At 63.8% G+C, this 18,571-nt stretch carries 12 protein-coding genes and 2 pseudogenes; 8 read left to right on the top strand and 6 right to left on the bottom strand.

Annotated elements, in window-relative coordinates:
- Nucleotides 1-387 precede the first annotated feature (387 nt).
- The 3 genes and pseudogenes from AC1POX_RS11330 to AC1POX_RS11320 all read left to right on the top strand — a co-directional run bounded on the left by AC1POX_RS11330 (nucleotide 388) and on the right by AC1POX_RS11320 (nucleotide 1,958).
- Nucleotides 388-1,350, top strand: a complete 963-nt coding sequence (locus AC1POX_RS11330; RefSeq protein ID WP_031422670.1) for a hypothetical protein — start codon at nucleotides 388-390, stop codon at nucleotides 1,348-1,350.
- 27 nt (nucleotides 1,351-1,377) lie between these two features.
- Nucleotides 1,378-1,545 (top strand): annotated as a pseudogene (locus tag AC1POX_RS11325) (DedA family protein); the annotation flags it as partial.
- Nucleotides 1,546-1,679: 134 nt separating this feature from the next.
- A complete protein-coding gene (locus tag AC1POX_RS11320; protein WP_029819423.1) occupies nucleotides 1,680-1,958 on the top strand; it encodes a hypothetical protein in 279 nt (92 codons plus the stop codon).
- A gap of 317 nt (nucleotides 1,959-2,275) precedes the next feature.
- Here AC1POX_RS11320 and AC1POX_RS11315 read toward each other — a convergent pair whose 3' ends face one another.
- The 3 genes from AC1POX_RS11315 to AC1POX_RS11305 all read right to left on the bottom strand — a co-directional run bounded on the left by AC1POX_RS11315 (nucleotide 2,276) and on the right by AC1POX_RS11305 (nucleotide 5,279).
- Entirely contained in the window at nucleotides 2,276-3,310 is a 1,035-nt protein-coding gene (locus AC1POX_RS11315) for a Gfo/Idh/MocA family protein (RefSeq protein ID WP_372356168.1), read from the bottom strand.
- A 242-nt stretch (nucleotides 3,311-3,552) separates the two neighbouring features.
- Nucleotides 3,553-4,866 carry a PQQ-dependent sugar dehydrogenase gene (locus tag AC1POX_RS11310; protein WP_372356167.1) on the bottom strand — a complete coding sequence of 438 codons (1,314 nt, stop codon included), beginning with the start codon at nucleotides 4,864-4,866 and terminating at the stop codon, nucleotides 3,553-3,555.
- A complete protein-coding gene (locus tag AC1POX_RS11305; protein WP_011347345.1) occupies nucleotides 4,863-5,279 on the bottom strand; it encodes a hypothetical protein in 417 nt (138 codons plus the stop codon). The genes AC1POX_RS11310 and AC1POX_RS11305 overlap by 4 nt, the downstream gene beginning before the upstream one ends.
- A gap of 395 nt (nucleotides 5,280-5,674) precedes the next feature.
- Between AC1POX_RS11305 and AC1POX_RS11300 the strand changes: the two genes are divergently transcribed.
- Nucleotides 5,675-7,048, top strand: a complete 1,374-nt coding sequence (locus AC1POX_RS11300; RefSeq protein WP_372356166.1) for a serine hydrolase domain-containing protein — start codon at nucleotides 5,675-5,677, stop codon at nucleotides 7,046-7,048.
- A 145-nt stretch (nucleotides 7,049-7,193) separates the two neighbouring features.
- On the opposite strand, the gene AC1POX_RS11295 is transcribed toward AC1POX_RS11300, so the two are convergent.
- From AC1POX_RS11295 to AC1POX_RS11285, 3 genes are all read right to left on the bottom strand, one after another.
- Nucleotides 7,194-7,898: a LytR/AlgR family response regulator transcription factor gene (locus tag AC1POX_RS11295; protein ID WP_122272810.1), complete on the bottom strand. Its 705-nt coding sequence runs from the start codon at nucleotides 7,896-7,898 to the stop codon at nucleotides 7,194-7,196.
- Complete coding sequence (locus AC1POX_RS11290; protein WP_372356165.1) at nucleotides 7,895-8,935, bottom strand: sensor histidine kinase; 1,041 nt, start codon at nucleotides 8,933-8,935, stop codon at nucleotides 7,895-7,897. Before AC1POX_RS11290 ends, AC1POX_RS11295 begins: the two co-directional genes overlap by 4 nt.
- Nucleotides 8,936-9,131: 196 nt before the next feature.
- Entirely contained in the window at nucleotides 9,132-9,407 is a 276-nt protein-coding gene (locus AC1POX_RS11285) for a hypothetical protein (protein ID WP_008571932.1), read from the bottom strand.
- 1,101 nt (nucleotides 9,408-10,508) lie between these two features.
- Between AC1POX_RS11285 and AC1POX_RS11280 the strand changes: the two genes are divergently transcribed.
- The 4 genes and pseudogenes from AC1POX_RS11280 to AC1POX_RS11265 form a co-directional block, all read left to right on the top strand.
- Nucleotides 10,509-13,244, top strand: coding sequence for a S8 family serine peptidase (locus AC1POX_RS11280; RefSeq protein ID WP_372353863.1), 2,736 nt, complete (start codon nucleotides 10,509-10,511; stop codon nucleotides 13,242-13,244).
- 487 nt (nucleotides 13,245-13,731) lie between these two features.
- Nucleotides 13,732-14,847 (top strand): efflux RND transporter periplasmic adaptor subunit, encoded by a 1,116-nt coding sequence (locus AC1POX_RS11275; RefSeq protein WP_109291511.1) that lies wholly within the window; start codon nucleotides 13,732-13,734, stop codon nucleotides 14,845-14,847.
- Entirely contained in the window at nucleotides 14,840-17,932 is a 3,093-nt protein-coding gene (locus AC1POX_RS11270; RefSeq protein WP_057681694.1) for an efflux RND transporter permease subunit, read from the top strand. The genes AC1POX_RS11275 and AC1POX_RS11270 overlap by 8 nt, the downstream gene beginning before the upstream one ends.
- Nucleotides 17,929-18,489, top strand: a pseudogene (locus tag AC1POX_RS11265) (TolC family protein); the annotation flags it as partial. The gene AC1POX_RS11270 and the pseudogene AC1POX_RS11265, both read left to right, overlap by 4 nt.
- Between the last annotated feature and the right edge of the window lie 82 nt (nucleotides 18,490-18,571).

Genomic DNA, 18,571 nt, shown 5'->3' with positions numbered 1-18,571 from the left:
CGTTCAGGTAATCGCAGTCCGCGCAGCCTTCGACGGGAGTCGGATCTTGCGCACAGCGAATCGCTGGCATATTTTCGCGATGGACACGCCTGGCACGCGCCATGGTTGGACCGTGCGAGCAGGCGGCACGATGCGAGCATGCGTCATGGCATGGCGGCGAAGACGCTGATCACGCTGCGCAATGTCCGCTTGCCTGCATGCAGGCAAGCGGATATGGAACTGGGCATCAAGATGATCAGTGCACTATTGCGGGGCAGATAGCTTCAATCGGATGCGTGCATAGGTGCCATACGACCCCACCTCGTGCCGCCTAGGCTACGATCCATGGGCACTACATCACTTGTCCGCTACATACGGATGCAACACCGTCTCTGTCGGGTGCCTCTCATGTCTGATTTGCCGAAATACACGTCTGGCCCATTGGCAGGTTGCCTGTTGGCGTCTTTATTGATGTGTGCGAATGTCGGTTGGGCTGGCGCACCCTCGCCGGTCTCGGGTACGCCACCGAAGGCGGACGTCGATCTGTCCAGCACGTCCTTGCGCGCGCGGGTCCAGCCTGCACACGAAGACAGCCTGAGCGCCTTCTCTGGTAACGATCAGCGCGCACAGGTGCATCAGCTAAGCGACCGCGAGTGGGCCTTGGTCGAACGCGCGATTGACGCATTGCCTGCGTTGCACCGTCAGATCCTGCAACAGCGTCTGGCGCGACTGAGCTTCGTTGATGCGCCCTGGAGCCCGGGTACGGCATTGACACGCGAGTACGACGGCGCCGATGGCAAACCGCTCTTCGAGATTACCTTGCGTGGAGATGTCCTCGACACCTCGCTCAGCGACTTTCTCACCGGCAAGGATGCCCGCCTCTTCACTACAGACGCGTCGGGATATCGCATTCAACTGGATGCAGGTGCGGTTCCTGCTCTGGAGTATCTGCTGCTGCACGAAGCAACTCACGTCGTCGACAGCACCTTGAAGATCACCGCCGACGGCGGCCCTTTCCGCGAGATATGGACCGACTACCGCAGCTTGGCCGCTCCACTCGATCGCGGCCCGCTTGCGTCCTCCGTCTACCGGCGCAAACCAGCTCAGCCCCTGTCACAGGCACCAATGCTTTATCGGGCTCTGGCCGAATCTCCATTTGTGTCGTTGTACTCCACCGCTTCGGCAGGCGAAGACTTTGCGGAGCTTATCGCCTGGCGCGAGCTATCGAAGAGTTTAGGTGTCGGATTAACGATCTGGATACGCGACAGCTCCGGCAATGTCGTTGCGCGGTTCGACCCACTCGCCTCGACATCGGTCCAAGCGCGCATGGCCAAGGCAAATGCGCTCCTCATGAAGCTAGAGCGGCCGTGAGGCTTTGACCCATCTAACTTAGGAGATGGCAAATGGCCGCTGCTCCTGAGCTGGATGCCGGTCATCGGCGACCCGTTCACGCTCGCCGCCGGGTTCATGCGCGAGCCGCTGCGTGCGGTGGTGCCTCTGCTGGTCGTTGCCAAGACCGCACGCTATGCCGTGGTTGCATGGGCGACGCTTGCGGTTGCGCGATGACTGCCTGCCGTTGCTGATGCTGATGACCCGAAAGGGCCAGATTCCAGTGCCCACGAGCGCTTAACGCGAACCGCCTATGCTGTCGGCGCTGCAGGGTAGCTGCAGCGCATGAGCGACACGACAAAGGAGATTGTATGAAGCAGCTACAGACGATGATCCTGGCTGGTTGCCTGATGGGGCTAAGCTCGATGGCCTACGCCGAAGTTGCCAACCTGACCAACAGCGCCGAAGGCGCCAATCGCGATGCAGGCATCGCGGCGGTGAAGAAGAAATTGCAGGAAGCCTGCACATCGCGCAACGGCACGCCGGATCTTGGCTCATTTGAAGTGGTGTTCGAGAAGACCAGCAAGAATCCGGATGTTCCCAAGCCGTATTACGTCGACGGCAAACTCAAGTGCGATCTGCCGCAGTAAGTTCGGTTTCGATTGCTTGCACCGCAATATTGACTCACTGCAACGTGCAACTGGACTGGCGCCCCTGCTGTAGTGGGGGCGCCTTTTTCATGATCTTGAAATGCGTGACATGCGCCAGACGCTTTCTCGTCGCCACCAGGACAATCACAGGCCGTTCTACAATGTTCTTGGCTGAAATGGCCAATGCATGCGTGCAGAGAATGCGCGGCCATTGACCAGAGGTACGTGCTGCGATCCTCTGCCTGCAGTCCTCCAAGAGCAGATTCTTCCTGGATGGATGTCCGCCCTGCCCGCGCGTCGTACCGGGTGGCGCGGTCCTACACCATCCCTAGCTGCGAGCGCGCCACGTCCAAAGTCGTCATGATCTGAATGACTTCGTCGAGCGGATGCAGCGGCGATTCCATCAATCCCTGGCCGATGTAGCGAGCAGCTGCAGTGGCTTGCCAGGAGAGTGCGCGATAGCCGTCAACACCGGTGGGGTCGGTCCAGAGCAACGGTTCGATGGCGTCGCCGTTGCCGACCAGACGCAGCGTGGTCGGGTTATGGAAATCGCCTGCCAGATCGATGCGGCCGGCGCTACCGGTGACATAGGCGGTGGAGCTGCTACGGGCCACGATGGAACTGACCAGGGTGGATTGCGCGTGCCCGCCATGCGACAGCACCACGGTCGAATAGGCATCGACGCCGGTCTGGGTGAGCGCGCCCACGGCCGTGATTGCGCTGGGCGCGCCCAACACCATCGAGGAGAACTGCACGGTATAGACGCCCAGGTCGAGCAACGCCCCTCCCCCGAGTGAAGCATTGCGTTGCCGATGCAACGGATCGCGAGGCCCCGCTTGACTCAGGTCTGCGAACACGTGGCGGACATCGCCCAACGCTCCATCTGCCAGTAGCTTGCGCACTACCGAGGTGTGTGGAAGATAACGGCTCCACATGGCCTCCATCAGGAACAGTCCGCGCGCACGCGCTTCCTGCACCAGGATGCGGGCGTCCTGCGCGCAGGTGGTCATGGGCTTTTCGATCAGGACATGCTTGCCCGCACGAAGTGCGAGCAGGCCATGTTCCAGATGTTCGCTGTGCGGGGTCGCAATGTAGACGATGTCAACGTCCAGGTGATGGACGAGCGCCTCATAGCTGTCACAGGCGTGTTCCAGCGCCCAGGTATCGGCGAACGTCTGGGCACGTTCGCGGCTGCGCGAGGCCACTGCGAATGGACATTGGCGGGTATTGCGACGCAAGGCATCGACGAATGCGGATGCGATCTTGCCGGGACCCAGCACGCCCCAGCGCAATGCCGGTTCGCCCTGGCCTGGCAAGAACAGGTCCGGCGTCGGGAATGTGGTCGGCAGCATGAGGATGTGCTCTGCATCGGGGGTGTGGTGATGCTAGCAAAGCGCCGACGATGTCAACGACGATGCTCCCCAGGATGCGTCACTTGCAGGGCATCGACACCTGAGTGAGCGCGAAGTCTTCATGGCATGACAGTGCACGCAATCGACATCGCGCCCCATTGGAAGCAGCAATCAGCATCGCCGACTGCAGCGACGATACCGGAGCTGCAACACCGGGATCGTCACTGCGCGGCTGGTCCTGCCTACTGGGGCGCAGCGGCCGCGGCGTCTGGTGTGACGCGCCAGACGATGTTGGCCAGATCATCGGCAACGATCAATGCACCACGCGGGTCGACCGTGACACCCACCGGCCGGCCGCGGGTCTTGCCATCTTCGCCATGGAAGCCGGACACGAAGTCGATTGGGTCGCCTGCCGGGCGACCGTCGCGGAACGGCACGAACACGACCTTGTAGCCAACCGGCGGATTTCGGTTCCAGCTACCGTGCTCGCCGACGAAGACGCCATCGGCGAACTTGGCGCCCATTGCGCTGGAAGAAAACGCAACGCCAAGTGCGGCGACATGCGAACCCAGGGCATAGTCCGGCACGATCGCCGATGCCACCTTCTGCGGATCTTGCGGCATGACGCGCGCGTCTACGTTCTTGCCCCAATAGCTGTAGGGCCAACCGTAGAAACCGCCTTCGCGTACCGAGGTGAGGTAGTCCGGCACCAGGTTGGGGCCGATTTCATCGCGCTCGTTGACCACTGCCCACAACGCACCGCTACCCGGCTGGATGGCCAGCGCCGTGGGATTGCGGATACCGGTCGCGTACGGCTTGTGCGCGCCGGTTGCGGCATCCACCTGCCAGATCTGCGCGCGGTCGAGCTCGACGGCCATGCCACGTTCGGTGATGTTGCTGTTGGAGCCGATGGCCACATACAGATAGCGGCCATCCGCGCTGGCTGTGAGCGCCTTGGTCCAATGATGATTGATGGCCGACGGCAGGTCGGTCACCTTGGTGGGCGCCCCGCTCGCCTGGGTCTGGCCCTGCCGATACTCGAAGCGTACCAACGCATCCTGGTTCGCTACGTACAGCGCCTCGCCAATCAGCGCCAGCCCGTAGGGCGCGTTGAGTTTGTCGGCAAACACCGTTTTCAGTTCGTAGGTGCCATCGCCATCAGCATCGCGCAACAAGGTCAGGCGATTGCCGCTCTTGGCCTTGGAGGTGCCCTTGGCCTTGATCGCGCCGGCAATGACATCCTTTGGCTTGAGGTTTGGCGCGCTGCCACCACGGCCTTCTGCCACCAGGATGTCGCCATTGGGCAGCACCAGTGTCTGGCGCGGAATGCCAAGATCCTTGGCGATCGCGGTGATGCGATAGCCTGCCGGCACGGTGGGCTTGCGCTCGTTCCAGGCGGTTGGCTCGGCAATCTTCATGTCGGGCAGCAAGCCGCGATCCGGCTCCGGCAGTTCCAGGGTTGCGCCGCGCTGACTGACCTCCGGCGCCTTGCCGCATGCGGCCAGCGCTGCAGCAAGAATGGAGACGGTGATGAGACTGGTGGTCTGACGCTTCATCGTGCACCTCCTACGCGCAGACCGGACAATCCTGCCCAGGTCGCAACCAATGCGAACAACGTCGCAATCGCGGACAGCGCCAGGGCTGCCGGCATGACGGCCCATGCGTCGCGGGCATGATGCAAGGCATCGAAAAAGCCCACGATCCACGTAGCAATGAGCGCAATGATGTAGATCAGGTTACGGCTTCCGCGCACCAGCGCGACGATGGCGCACACCAGCGCAATCGTGGTCAACACCATCGCGCCTACCAGCAGCCAGGATGCGAAGTTGCTCCACTGGATCTGGTAGCTGCTCCAGTAGGCGTAATCGCTGAGCAAGGCGCCGAGAAACAGCGGCCACACACCGCCGAGCACGGCTGCGTGGAACGGGTGGACGGCCCATGGACGGGCCGGAACGGTCGTTGAATTCATAGCGGACTCATTGGGGCAATGGCGAAACGTGCCCCCGATGCTGACAGCTTGCATGTGATGAGCAGCGTGATATTGGCGCAATTCGTGCCCGTGCAGATAACCGAAGCTGGCGCTGCCTAGTGCCTTTCGAACGCACGCAGGCTGCATCTATTGTCGCGTTCGATGCCTGGGCAGCCTGCTGCCGGGCTGCCTGGGAGGTGCCGCCGCATGTCCATAGCGCCCACGCCCTGACCCCACGCGATGCCGGGCCATGTGCAGCGCAGACCGTCACTTACGGCTCCCGCTCATCCGCTCCGTCGACCGTTCGATGCCTGTCTCGACCGCACGTCATGCATCGCTGGGCGCTGCACGGCTCCGCTTCCAAGCTGCGCTCCATCCACTGAAGGAGCAGGTGTATGAAGACAATTGCGATGATGCTGCTGGCTACCGCGCTGAGCATGGCCGGCACGGCCCGCGCGACGGGAACCACACCGCCGGCGTCAGCCCCGGCCGAATTGGCGCGCGAGGCCGCTGCGTTCTTCAAGGAAAGCCAGCCGGGCGGCGTGGTGCTGGTGACGCGTGGCGATCAGGTGCTGCTGCGCCGGGCCTACGGCATGGCGGACATCGAAAATGGCGTGGCCATGCAACCGGACGCGGCAATGCGGCTGGCTTCGGTCAGCAAGCAGTTCACCGCCATGGCGGTACTGCAACTGGTGCAGGCGGGCAAGCTGCAACTGGATACCTGCCTGGAGTCAGTGGACCCGGCGCTGAGCGGCCCGCTCGCCAAGGTCACTGTGCAGCAACTGCTCACGCATACCTCCGGCATCAAGAATGTCAGCAGCATCGCTGCCTCGCGCGCCGCGCGACGGGAAGACACCGATGCGCGGAGCCTGATGAACTATTTCAAGGACCTGCCGCTGGAGTTTGCTGCGGGCACGCGCTTTCGCTACAGCAACTCCAACTACATCGTGCTGACCTATCTGATCGAACGTATCACTGCTCAGCCCTACCCGGTCTATATGCAGCAGTCGCTGTTCCAGCCGCTGGGCATGCTGCATACCCGCTACGATGACCATCTCACCGTGATCGCCAAACGCGCGCATGGCTATCGCCGCGCGCAGGGCCAGTTGCAGAACGCCGACTTCATCAGCATGTCGCAGCCGCAAGGCGCGGGCGGTCTGATCAGCACGGTGGACGATCTGGCGATCTGGCACCGCGCATTGCGCGATGGCTTGCCGGTGTCGGCATCGCTGCTGGCGCAGGCGATGCGCACGACCACGTTGGCCGATGGCAGCGCCTCGCCCTACGGCTTCGGCTGGATCATCGGCCAGGTAAACGGCATGGCCGACGTGGAGCATGGCGGCTTCATCAACGGCTTCAACAGCTATGTGGTGCGGGTGACGCAGCCGGACGTCTTCGTGACCGTGTTGACCAATGCCGAGTTCCTGGATCCGACCAACCTGAGCGTGCGTCTGGCCGCCATCGCCGCCGGGCATGCCTATGCGGCGACGGTCGCGCTGCGCAGCCAGGACCGCGCATGGCTGGGCCGTTATCGCTTTGCTGCAGATGATGTACGCGTGCTTGCGGAAGTGGACGGCGCGCTGCAACTGCAGCGCGAGGGAGAAGACCCGGTTGCCGTGCTGCCGCATGCCGACGGCCGTTACTACCTGGGCGAGAGCCTGGATGCGTTGAGCTTCAACAACGACGGCAATGGCAACGCAGTCATGACCATGCACGACCGCTTGATGGGTGACAGCAGCGGCACCCGCGAACCGATCGGGGGCAACTGACAAGCGGCTGCGCGGCTGCCCTCCGGCGGAATCGGTGCACAGAGTCGGCATATGCCACACCCATGCCCCGTGGCTCGCGTGCGCCATCGGCACTGATCTGGCAAATTGCCCTCACGTCTGCCAGCCACCCAGAAACCGCCGAAAGCTAAAGGCTGAGCAGCTCTCTGAAGCGTGCGCTCTGGCGGCGGGACACTTCCACTTCCAGCCCACCGCGCAGGGTCAGCATCAGGCCGCCGTTGCTCCACGGTGCAACCTGCTCCACGAAGTCCAGATTGACGATGTACTTGCGGCTGGCGCGGAAGAATTTGTCCGGCGCCAGCTGCGTTTCAATCGCCCTGAGCGGCCGATACAGCAGTGGCGCGTGGTTCTGGAAGTACACCCGGCTGTAGTTGCCGACCGCCTCGATCAACCGCACATCGCGCGGCTTGACCAGGAAGCAGTGCTCGCCGTCCTTGATGAAGATGGCGCTGTCCATCGCACGCCGCACCGGTGGGGCGGCAACCGCGTCGCCTAGTTTCTCGATCGCCTGGGCAAGCCGCTGCGGTTCGATTGGCTTGAGCAGGTAGTCCACCGTGTTGTAGCCGAACGCCTTGAGCGCATGCGCGTCGAAGGCGGTGGTGAAGATGATGCGCGGTACCCGACTCAGGCGCTCCAGCACATCGAACGCGTTGCCACCGGGAAGGTCGATATCCAGAAAGACCACGTCCGGCGTAGCCGATTCGATCAACTGCACTGCACTGTCCACATCATCGGCATGGCCCAGCACACGCAGCTGCGGGTAACCCTTGAGCTGATGCTCCAGTTCGAAGCGGGCCAGCTCCGAATCTTCCACGATCACCGCTTCAATCACGCGCCCTCTCCAATCCATACATGTGCCACCACACACGTGCCTTCTTCATGTAATTGCAGGCCGGCATGTGATCCGAACGAGAGTTGCAGGCGTTGCCGCAGGTTCGCCAGGCCCGTGCCGCCGCTGCCGCCGGCTTGCAATTGCCCGCTGTTACGCACATGGATATGCAGCGCATCATCCTGCACGGCAATGCCTACCTGCAGATCGCCGACGCTGCTGCTGAGCCCCAGACCGTGCTTGATCGCGTTTTCCACCAGCAGCTGCACGCAGAATCGTGTTACCCGTCGCAGCAATGCGGCTGCATCCACGTGTTCGGCATAGCGCAGGCGCTTGCCGAGTTGCATGCCGACCAAGCCCAGATAGTCGCGCACGACCGCCATTTCTTCGTCCACGGTCACCAGGGCTTCTTCGCCGCCGGTGAACTGGTAGCGCAGCGTGCTGGCGAAGCGGGTGATCTGTTCGCGTGCCAGCTCTGGATCGATGAGGATGAGCGCTCGAATATTGTTGAGCGTGTTGAAGGTGAAATGCGGGCTGATATGGCCGAGCAGACGTTGCAACTGCGCCTCCTTGAGCGCCAGCCGCAGATCGTTCTGGTGGCGAGTCGCTTCGGCTAGCCGCGTCTGTCTGCTGATCGACAGGTAGAGCAGGCTCCAGGCAATGTAGGCCGGCCATAGCAGGGCCGTGCCCGCGATCATCGGCTGCGCCTCGGACAGCGCCATCAACCCCGGCGAGAGTCCGCGCAAGCCCAGCAGTGTGCCGTGGACCGCCACATCCACGCCCAGCGCCGCCAGCAGGCTGGCAACCAGCAACAGGCCCAGCCAACGCACTTCGCCGTAGCCATCGGCTTGCAGTGTTCGATAGAGCCGGCGCAGCAGCAGGCTGCCCAGCAACCCGCCCACGCTAAAGCTAGCCACTGCGGCCAACTGCAGCCCATCGGGAACCGCTTCCTCGCTAGGCCGAGCCACGTAGGCAATCGCCAGGAACAGCGACCAGCCCAATGCCTGCATCAGCCAGAACATGCGCCCTACTCCGCGCATGCCGGGTATTTCCTTGCCTCTGTCACGCAGCCTCATCTCCGTCCGGCATGCCAGCGACGCGTTGCCACCGATGCCCGGGCAGAGAATAGGGCCGAGTGAAGGCGATTGCACGATGTGGATGACCGCCGATGCTTTCTCGCTGCATCGCTGATCGCACCGGGCGACAACGCAGTGGCCGTGTGCTGGCGTCTGCGCGCTAGCCCTGTGCGTTGCCGGGCGGGGTCGAGCGCGGGCGCGTTTGCTTCTTCAGCAGTTCGCCGATGTATTGCCGGGCCAGTTTGCTGCCGATGTCCACTGCAGCCTGCAGCGAACCGAAGGTGGGAGAGCCCGTCAACGGAACCGACTGCCCGCCTACCTGCAAGGTGTCCAGTACCACGCGCTGGCGCTCTAGCTGACGGGCCACCACGGCATAGGCAATGCCATGCAGCGTGCCTTCCATCGTCAGCAGATCCTCGGGCGATGTGGTGCTCATCCCCAGCGAGCATAGCGACGATCGGTCAGCGCGGCAGCAGCACACCTTGAACCGTTTACGCGATCGCAGTCTGCGCTGCAGCGAGCATCGCCAAACCTGTCGCCGGCACAGGTGGCGTTGCGCGGCGATCTGCCTTGTGTGATGTGGAACCGCGATGGGGCGTGGCAGAACCTGGCCGCCAGCGTGCGCCGAACGGCGACACCGGACGCAGCCGCGCAGCGGCAGGCGATGCGCTTCCCGCCCATGACGGTAAGCGTCATCGCTGGCGTTTGACCCGGCCTGCCGTCGGGGAATGCAGCTGCGCGTGTCGGAATTTAAATCCACACACAGGAAAAAAACACGCGCCATTCAGCTGCGCCCCCGTCTGAAAGATCAACGACCTGGCTGCGAGATTTATTCGAAATTGCTGCCCGATCTTTAAGCAAGGTGCCGAACTAGTGAATTTGACCCATCTGAAGTGCAGGATTACGCACAATGGAGGTTCGCGCCTGACCTTATTTATTATATTCCCGGGAATATATTCAATTAATCGGCAAGAGGAAATGAGCAAATTAGTATAATTTTGCCCGTATCAGTCCGGCCACGAACGTCCTGTGCTAGAGCCCGTTAGATCCGCTAACTCGCGCTTGAATTCGCTACCCAGCGTAGTGATTTCACCGACAAGGCGGATGCGATTCCCTGATTCACGAAGACCGCAGTCGCATTTAGGATTGTCGCCCCGCGAGATTTGTGACGTATTATTGTTGAGTACGCTCCGACAATAATCTGCAGGCTCACCTGCTAATGCGCCTCTAATTCGTTCTGGCTATGGATTAAATCGGCAGATCCTATTTGGGCGATTTCTCTCTGAATAGCAACTGTCCATTCAGATTTCAGAGATCTCAGATAGCGCCGTTAAACAATCTCGCAAGCACTGAGTGATACCAAACGTATTTTTCAGATGCTCCGCGGGCGCACTCGTGGGGAAAAAGCGCAGCGGTCGAGAAATGAATAACGCGTGAAATTAATGCCTTCGCTGGCGATCGCCGGCGCGGGGTCCTTCTGCGCCAAATTGAATCACCAGCAGTAGCGGCGCACTCAATAACTGGAACCGACCAACCAATGAATCGCTCGCTACTGGCAACCACCATCGCCTCCTGCCTCGTCCTGACCGCCTGTGGCGGCGGTGGTGGTGGAGGCAACGTGCGTAGCGACGCACCGCAAACCACGGTGATCGCGCCGACCCCGACGACCCCGCCGCCGGCAGCGGACCCGCTGCCCAAGACCACGCCCGCGCCGACGCCGGCCCCGCCACGCTATCAGGGCGTGGGCAGCAATCTGCTGGTGCCGACCAACGCGGATCTGGCGCAGCAGGCGGGCGCGCGGGGCCAGGGCGTGAAGCTGGCCGTGCTGGACGACAACCTGGTGCCCAGCTACGCACCGATCAGCGGCAAGGTCGACAGCTTCAACGATTACACCGCCAGCCCGGGCACGCCCGAGTCGTCGGCCAATGCCTTGCGCGGCCACGGAACGATTGTGTCTGCGCTGGTGCTGGGCTCCGCGCAGGACGGCTTCGCCGGTGGTGTCGCGCCGGATGCAGACCTGTTCTATGCGCGCATCTGCGCCGAAAATTCCTGCGGCACGCAGCAGACCCGTCGTGCGGCGGTGGACCTGGCCGCGGCTGGCGTGCGGATCGCCAATCTCTCCATCGGTGCCTCCTACCCCGATGCCGCCTCCAGTGCCAACGCTGCGCTGGCCTGGAAATACGCACTGACCCCGTTGGTGCAGGCCGATGCGCTGATCGTGGCATCCACCGGCAATGAAGGCGCGGCAGAAGCTTCCTACCCGGCGGCAACGCCGGTGCAGGAAGCCAGTGTGCGCAACAACTGGCTGGCCGTCGGTGCGATCAACATCGATAGCGCCGGCAATGCCGCTGGCTTGACCAGCTATTCCAATCACTGCGGCGCCGCCGCGCAGTGGTGCCTGGTCGCGCCGGGCAGCTACACCGCCCCGGCCCTGGCCGGCACCGAATTGCAGGGCCAGATTGCCGGCACCTCGTTCTCCACCGCCGCCGTCAGCGGTGTCGCCGCGCAGGTGCTGGGCGTGTATCCGTGGATGAGCGCTTCCAACCTGCAGCAAACCCTGCTGACCACCGCCACCGACCTGGGCGACCCGGGCGTGGACGCGCTGTACGGCTGGGGCCTGGTCAATGCGGCCAAGGCGATCAAGGGCCCGGGCCAGTTCGCAAGCAACTGGGCGGCCAATGTGACCGCTGGCTACGACAGCACCTTCAGCAACGACATCTCCGGCGCGGGCAGCCTGACCAAGAACGGGGCCGGCAAGCTCACCCTGAGCGGCAATAACAGCTATACCGGCGGCACCAGCATTAGCGACGGCGTGCTCACACTGTCCGGCAGCCTGCGTTCGGATGTGATCGTGTTGAACTCGGCCACGTTCGAATCGCGCGGCGGTGTGATCAACGGCAACTACAGCCTGGTCAACAACACCGGCACCACCGCGCTCGAGTTGGGCAGGGGCCTCACCGTCACCGGCCGGGCCAGCTTGAAGGGCAATCTGCTGTTGCTACCGGAAGCGGCCGGTTACACCGTCGGCAGCACCGAGAAGATCGTCAAGGCCGGCGTCCTGCAAGGCACGTTCGACCGCGTGCAGTACGCCAACAATTTCTTCTGGACCGCGGCACTGTCCTACGACCCGACCACCGTCACCGCAACCCTGACCCGCAATGCCTCCGCGGCCAGCGCACAGGCGGCCGGTGCACCGCAGTCGGTGGTCAACGGTGCCAACCAGGCCGACGCGCTGGTCAAGGTGCTCGATACCCGGGTCGCCTCGGGCGACACCGACAACCTGGGTGGCCTGATCAGCGCCACCGGTTCGCTGATTGCAGCATCCGATGCGCAGGTTGCCGCGTCGCTGCCGACCCTGACCGGCCAGGTACACGGCATCGAGCGCACGCTGGGCTTCCAGTCCGCGCTCAACGACGCACGTGTGGCCGCCGACCGCCTGCCCTACCTGGCCGACACCACCACGTTGACCACCTGGATGCAGGGCAGCTACCTGGACGGCAATCTGGGCCGTAGCGGTTTCGCTTCGGCCGATTACACCCAGCAGGCCACCACCTTCGGCGTGGATCTGCCGATGGGCAGCGGCGGCACCATCGTCGGTGCGGCCGTGACCTCCGGTCAGGACCGTGCGCACATCGCCGCGTCTTCGAGCCGTCTGCGCTCGGACCGGTATGCGATGACCGCGTACCTGTACCAGCCGATCGGCCAGGCGTATCTGTCGGCGATCGGTTCGTACGGCATGAGCAACGTCCAGACCGAACGCAACGTGCAGGCCGGCAGCATCGGCGAGCGCTTGCAGGACCGTCGCCACGACACCAACTGGTCGGCGCGCGCGGAAATCGGCCTGATGCCGCATGCCGGGTTGTCGCCGTTCGTGGCCGCCGGTGTGGTGAGCCAGACCCAGGATGCCTTCAGCGAAGCCTCGGTGACGGGCCTGGGCCTGAGCGCGAACAGCGACACCCTGCGCGCAGGGTACGGCGAGGTGGGTGTGCGTGGCCATCTGGCGCGCGGCAACTGGGGCTTCGATGGTCTGGTGGCGTATCGCTCGCTGCTGGGCAACCCGAATGCCGACTTCTCTGCGTGGTTCACCGGCCTGCCGGAAGCGCGTTTCACTGTCGCCGGCGAGCCGGTGTCCAAGCAGTCGCTGCGCGCCTCGGTTGGCCTGCGTTACCAGCTCAACGATGCGTTCTCCATCTACGGCAACGTGGGTGCCGAGCGCGCTCGTTCGGACACCAACAGCATCAACGCCAACATCGGTCTGCGCTGGCAGTTCTGATTGCAGCCGATGCAGCGGTGCTGCAGGCGATGCACGTGACGATGTCACGCACACTGCTGCGTGACAGATAAAAGAAGGCCCCGGCATGTCCGGGGCCTTTTCGTTGACGGCCGCGTGCCAATGGCGAAACCGCCAAGCGCTTGGCTGACACGGCGTCTTGCGTGCCGGCCCCGCGCAGACGATACGAAAGTATATCGATGCGATGTCCATGGACTGGCGAAAACGCCCGAAAACCCCTGGTTTCGCGCGCTGACGGCTGGCACCATGCACGCCATCGACGCGGCTGCAGCACGCGTTGCAACTGCGCCGGCCCGGATGGCTGGCGCACAACTCACACCTGTGGCGATGCGCCATGGGTGCCAGGCGATGCCGATGTACGCCGCTGCCGGCAGCGCGCGTAGATCCATCGCCGATGCAACCGCGGCCTGCGTTCGCGCATCGCAGGCTGCGGGTGCAACGCCTTCCCTCTCCCCGTACGAGTCATCGCATGTCGTCCCCCTTCCTGCGTTCTACGCTGGCAGCTGCCTGTGTGTGCAGCTTGCTGGCCGGCTGCGGAGCCACGCCGCCGCCGGCTGCTCCCTCGCCGCTGCTGATCCACACCAACACGCAGGTGATGGTGCCGGCGCACTCGCCCCTGCGTGCCAGCCTGCGCGTGCAGGCCGTGCGCAGCCAACCCATCGCCCCGCTGCTGCAGATGCCGGCGGTGATCGACGTGCTGCCCGAGCGCCTGGTGCGCGTCGTGCCGCCGTTGGCCGGGCGCGTGGTCGCACTGCCCAAGACCCTGGGCGACACCGTGCATGCGGGCGATGTGCTTTGCGTGCTGGATTCTGCCGAACTCGCCAGTGCCTACAGCGATGCCGGCAAGACGCGCGCCACGCTGGAACAGGCGCGCCTGGAACTTGCCCGGCAGAAGGCGCTGGCAGCGGACAGCATTTCCGCTGCACGCGATCTGCAGGCGGCGCAGCAGGCCTTCGACAGCGCGCAGAACGATGCACGGGCGGCCAGCGATCGCCTGGCCCAGCTGGGTGTGGCTGCGCAGGCGAGCTCGCACCGGCGCTATGTCGTGCGTGCGCCCATTGCCGGCCGCGTGGCGGAGCTGAGCGCTGCGCTGGGCGGCTTCTGGAACGACACGTCGGCGTCACTGATGACGGTGGCCGATATCTCGCAGGTGTGGCTCACCGCCAGCGTGCCGGAACGCGAGATTGGCCAGGTCTTCGAAGGTCAGCCGGTCACTGCCAGCCTGGATGCCTATCCTGGCCAACGCTTCGTCGGCCACGTGCAACACCTGGACGATTTGCTCGACCCCGCCACCCGCACGTTGAAAGTCAGGGTGGCCTTGAATAACCGCGACGGCCTGCTCAAGCCGGGCATGTTTGCGCGCGCCCACTTCCAGTCGCGCCCGCAGCAGGCATTGGTGGTGCCCGATAGCGCGCTCTTGCAGATGGGACTGTACACGCGGGTGTTTGTCGAAACCGCGCCGTTCGCTTATCGCTCGCGCATCGTGGCCACCGGCCGCGCAATGGAGGGCTATACCGAAATCCTGTCCGGCTTGAAGGCCGGCGAGCGTGTGGTGATCAAGGACGGAGCCTTGCTCAATGATTGAGGCGATCATCACCACCTGCTTCCAGCGTCGCGGCATCGTCTGGCTGGTCTTCGTACTCATTGCGTTATACGGCACATGGAGCTGGACGCAGCTGCCGGTGGAGGCTTACCCGGACATCGCCGATGTCACCTCGCAGGTGGTCACGCAGATCCCGGGCCTGGGTGCAGAAGAAGTGGAACAGCAGATCACCGTGCCGCTGGAACGTGCGTTGATGGGCACGCCCGGCCTGCATGTGTTGCGCTCGCGCAGCCTGTTCGCCCTTTCCCTGATCACGCTGGTCTTCGACGATGGGACGGAAGGCTACTTCGCGCGCCAGCGTGTGCTGGAACGCATCCAGGCGGTCACCCTGCCCTATGGCGCAATTCCCGGGCTCGACCCATACACCTCGCCCACCGGCGAGATTTATCGCTATACGCTGGAATCGAAAACACGCAGCCTGCGCGAGCTGTCGGACCTGCAATTCTGGACGGTGATTCCACGCCTGCAGAAAGTGCCAGGCGTGGCCGATGTGACCAATTTCGGCGGCCTTACCACGCAGTTTTCGCTGGCGCTGGAGCCGGACCGCCTGACCCGGTACGGGGTGTCGTTGCAGCAGGTCAAGAGCGCCATCACCAGCAACAACGCCGATGGCGGCGGCAGCGTGATGGATCGTGGCGAACAAAGTTACGTGATCCGCGGCATCGGCCTGCTGCATTCGTTGCAGGACATCGGCAATGTGGTGGTGAGCAGCAGCAATGGCGTACCGGTCCTGGTCAAGGACCTGGGCCAGGTGCGCTACGACAATGTCGAGCGACGCGGCATTCTGGGCAAGGACGGCAACCCGGACACGATCGAAGGCATCGCGTTGCTGCTCAAGGACAGCAACCCGTCGGTGGCCTTGCAAGGCATCCACAGTGCCGTGGAGGAGCTCAACAACGGCGTGCTGCCCAGGGACGTCAAGGTGGTGCCGTACCTGGATCGTACCGCGTTGATCGACGCCACGCTGCATACGGTGAGCGCCACGCTGACCGAAGGCATGCTGCTGGTGTGCGTGGTGCTGTTGATCTTCCTGGGTAGCCCGCGTGCGGCGGCGATCGTGTCGCTGACCATCCCGCTGTCGTTGCTGATCGCCTTCATCTTCATGCACCACCTCAAGATTCCGGCCAATCTGCTGTCGTTGGGCGCGATCGACTTCGGCATCCTGGTCGATGGCGCGGTGGTGCTGGTGGAAAACGTCTTGCGCCTGCGCGAAGAAAACAGCCAGCGTGCATTGACGGCGCGCGATGCGATCGACGCCACCCTGCAGGTGGCGCGGCCGATCTTTTTCGGCATGGCCGTGATCGGCTGTGCGTACCTGCCGCTGCTGGCGTTCGAACGCATCGAATACAAGCTGTTTTCGCCGATGGCCTACGCGGTGGGCGCGGCCTTGATCGGTGCGCTGCTGGTGGCGCTGACATTGGTTCCTGGCCTGGCGTGGCTGGCGTTTCGCAAGCCGCGCAAGATGATGCACAACCGCGTGCTGGAAACACTGGGGCAGCGCTACCGCGCATTGCTGGAACGCAGCGTGGGCCGACGCGGCTGGCTGCTAGCTTGCGCGGCGCTGGCCCTGTGCGTGCTGGCGGTGTTGGGGGGCAGCATCGGCCGCGACTTCCTGCCGTATATCGACGAAGGATCGCTGTGGCTGCAGGTGCAGATGCCGCCAGGCATCACTCTGGACAAGGCCGCCACCATGGCCAATGCCTTGCGCAAGGCCACGCTGGAATTTCCCGAGGTTTCGTACGTGGTGACCCAGACCGGGCGCAACGACGATGGCACCGACTACTGGACGCCTTCGCATATCGAAGCGAGCGTTGGCCTGCGTCCCTACAAAGACTGGCCGGCCGGCATGGACAAGCAGGCATTGATCGCTGCGCTCGGCGCACGTTATGCACGGATGCCCGGTTACACGGTGAGCATGATGCAGCCGATGATCGACGGCGTGCAGGACAAGCTCTCCGGCGCGCACAGCGATCTGACCGTGAAGGTGTTCGGCGACGATCTGCAGCAGGTTCGCGGCGTTGCCGACCAGGTGGCTGCAACCTTGCACAAGGTGCCGGGCGCTGCGGACATCGCCGTGGATGTAGAGCCGCCCCTGCCCAACCTGCAGGTACGTTTCGACCGCGCGGCGGCAGCACGCTATGGCATCAATGCGGCCGATGTGTCGGATCTGATTTCCACCGGCATCGGCGGCAACCCGATCGGGCAGATGTACATCGGCGAGAAGAGCTACGACCTCACCGTGCGCTTTCCGCAACGGTATCGCAACGATCCGCAGGCCATCGGCGCGTTGCGCCTGCGCACCGCTGCCGGCGCCGAGATACCGCTCTCGGCGGTGGCCAGCATCACCACCACCAGTGGCCAGAGCGTGATCGTGCGCGAGATGGGCCGGCGCAACATCATCGTGCGGCTCAACGTGCGCGGCCGCGACCTGTCCAGTTTCCTGAGCGATGCGCAGGCCACGCTCGCGCGGCAAGTGCACCTCGACCCGCAGCACATGCAGCTGGTGTGGGGTGGCCAGTTCGAGAACCTGCAGCGTGCCCAGGCGCGCTTGCTGGTGGTGCTGCCAACCACCTTGTGCATCATGTTCGTGTTGCTGTTTGGCGCGTTCGGCAACCTGCGCCAGCCGACATTGGTGCTTGCCGCCGTGCCGCTGGCCATGATCGGCGGGTTGGCTGCATTGCACCTGCGCGGGATGACCCTCAATGTCTCCAGCGCGGTAGGTTTCATCGCCCTGTTCGGGGTCGCGGTCCTGAACGCGGTGCTGATGCTCGCGCAGATCAACCGGCTGCGCCAGGACGTGGGCATGTCCTTGCGCGAGGCGGTGGTGGCCGGTGCGGTGAGCCGCATGCGTCCGGTGCTGATGACCGCGACGGTGGCAGCGCTTGGCCTGGCACCGGCAATGCTCGCCACTGGCCTGGGCAGCGATGTGCAGCGCCCGTTGGCCACCGTGGTGGTTGGCGGCTTGGTCACCGCCACGGTGCTCACCTTGGTGTTGTTGCCATCGCTGTACTACCTGATGGAAGCCTTCGTCGCAACGCGCCAGGGCCGCCCGGAGACGACCGCATGACCGACGTTCGCAACGCATTGCTCGCCAGTGCCGTGGCGGTATCGCTCGCCGCCTGCGCCGTGGGACCGGACTTTCAGCGCCCCGCTCCACCTGCTGCCGATCGCTATACCGCCAATGCGTTACCGGCAACGACCGTGGCCGCCGACGCAGCACATGGTGGTGCGCAGCAGTTCGAGCCCGGGCAGGACGTGCCGGCCGCCTGGTGGCGCGCCTTCGGCTCGCCGCAACTCAATGCTGTGGTGGAGCGGGCCTTACGTGCCAATCCGGACCTGCAGGCCGCCGACGCAGCGCTCCGGCAGGCGCAGCAGACGCTGGCTGCACAACGCGGTGCCTGGCTACCGCAAGCGGATCTGCATGTGGATGCCAGCCGGCAACGCGATTCGGTGGTGCCGGCGCCAGATGCCGGCATCGACACACCGTATGCGCTACGCACCGCCCAACTCAGCGTCAGCTACACGCTGGACGTCTTTGGCGGTACGCGGCGGCAAGTGGAAGCGGCCGGTGCGCAAGCACAGGCCCAGCGCGATCAGCGCGATGCGGCGTACCTGGGGTTCAGCCGACATACGTGTAAAAATAGCTCACAAGATTGGATTTCATCCATTGCATCAGTGAGTTAGCGGATATTTTGGGGCAACAGAA

Source organism: Xanthomonas sp. NCPPB 3442 (genome assembly GCF_056725145.1).
Note: the sequence above shows the minus strand (reverse complement) of the source record. Positions and strands in the feature narration are given on the sequence as shown.

What these genes read in the sequence shown, in the direction of transcription:
- AC1POX_RS11330 (WP_031422670.1), top strand. Translation starts at nt 388, where the DNA reads ATGTCTGATTTGCCGAAATACACGTCTGGCCCATTGGCAGGTTGCCTG.
- AC1POX_RS11320 (WP_029819423.1), top strand. Translation starts at nt 1,680, where the DNA reads ATGAAGCAGCTACAGACGATGATCCTGGCTGGTTGCCTGATGGGGCTA.
- AC1POX_RS11315 (WP_372356168.1), bottom strand. Translation starts at nt 3,310, where the DNA reads ATGCTGCCGACCACATTCCCGACGCCGGACCTGTTCTTGCCAGGCCAG.
- AC1POX_RS11310 (WP_372356167.1), bottom strand. Translation starts at nt 4,866, where the DNA reads ATGAAGCGTCAGACCACCAGTCTCATCACCGTCTCCATTCTTGCTGCA.
- AC1POX_RS11305 (WP_011347345.1), bottom strand. Translation starts at nt 5,279, where the DNA reads ATGAATTCAACGACCGTTCCGGCCCGTCCATGGGCCGTCCACCCGTTC.
- AC1POX_RS11300 (WP_372356166.1), top strand. Translation starts at nt 5,675, where the DNA reads ATGAAGACAATTGCGATGATGCTGCTGGCTACCGCGCTGAGCATGGCC.
- AC1POX_RS11290 (WP_372356165.1), bottom strand. Translation starts at nt 8,935, where the DNA reads ATGCGCGGAGTAGGGCGCATGTTCTGGCTGATGCAGGCATTGGGCTGG.
- AC1POX_RS11285 (WP_008571932.1), bottom strand. Translation starts at nt 9,407, where the DNA reads ATGAGCACCACATCGCCCGAGGATCTGCTGACGATGGAAGGCACGCTG.
- AC1POX_RS11280 (WP_372353863.1), top strand. Translation starts at nt 10,509, where the DNA reads ATGAATCGCTCGCTACTGGCAACCACCATCGCCTCCTGCCTCGTCCTG.
- AC1POX_RS11275 (WP_109291511.1), top strand. Translation starts at nt 13,732, where the DNA reads ATGTCGTCCCCCTTCCTGCGTTCTACGCTGGCAGCTGCCTGTGTGTGC.
- AC1POX_RS11270 (WP_057681694.1), top strand. Translation starts at nt 14,840, where the DNA reads ATGATTGAGGCGATCATCACCACCTGCTTCCAGCGTCGCGGCATCGTC.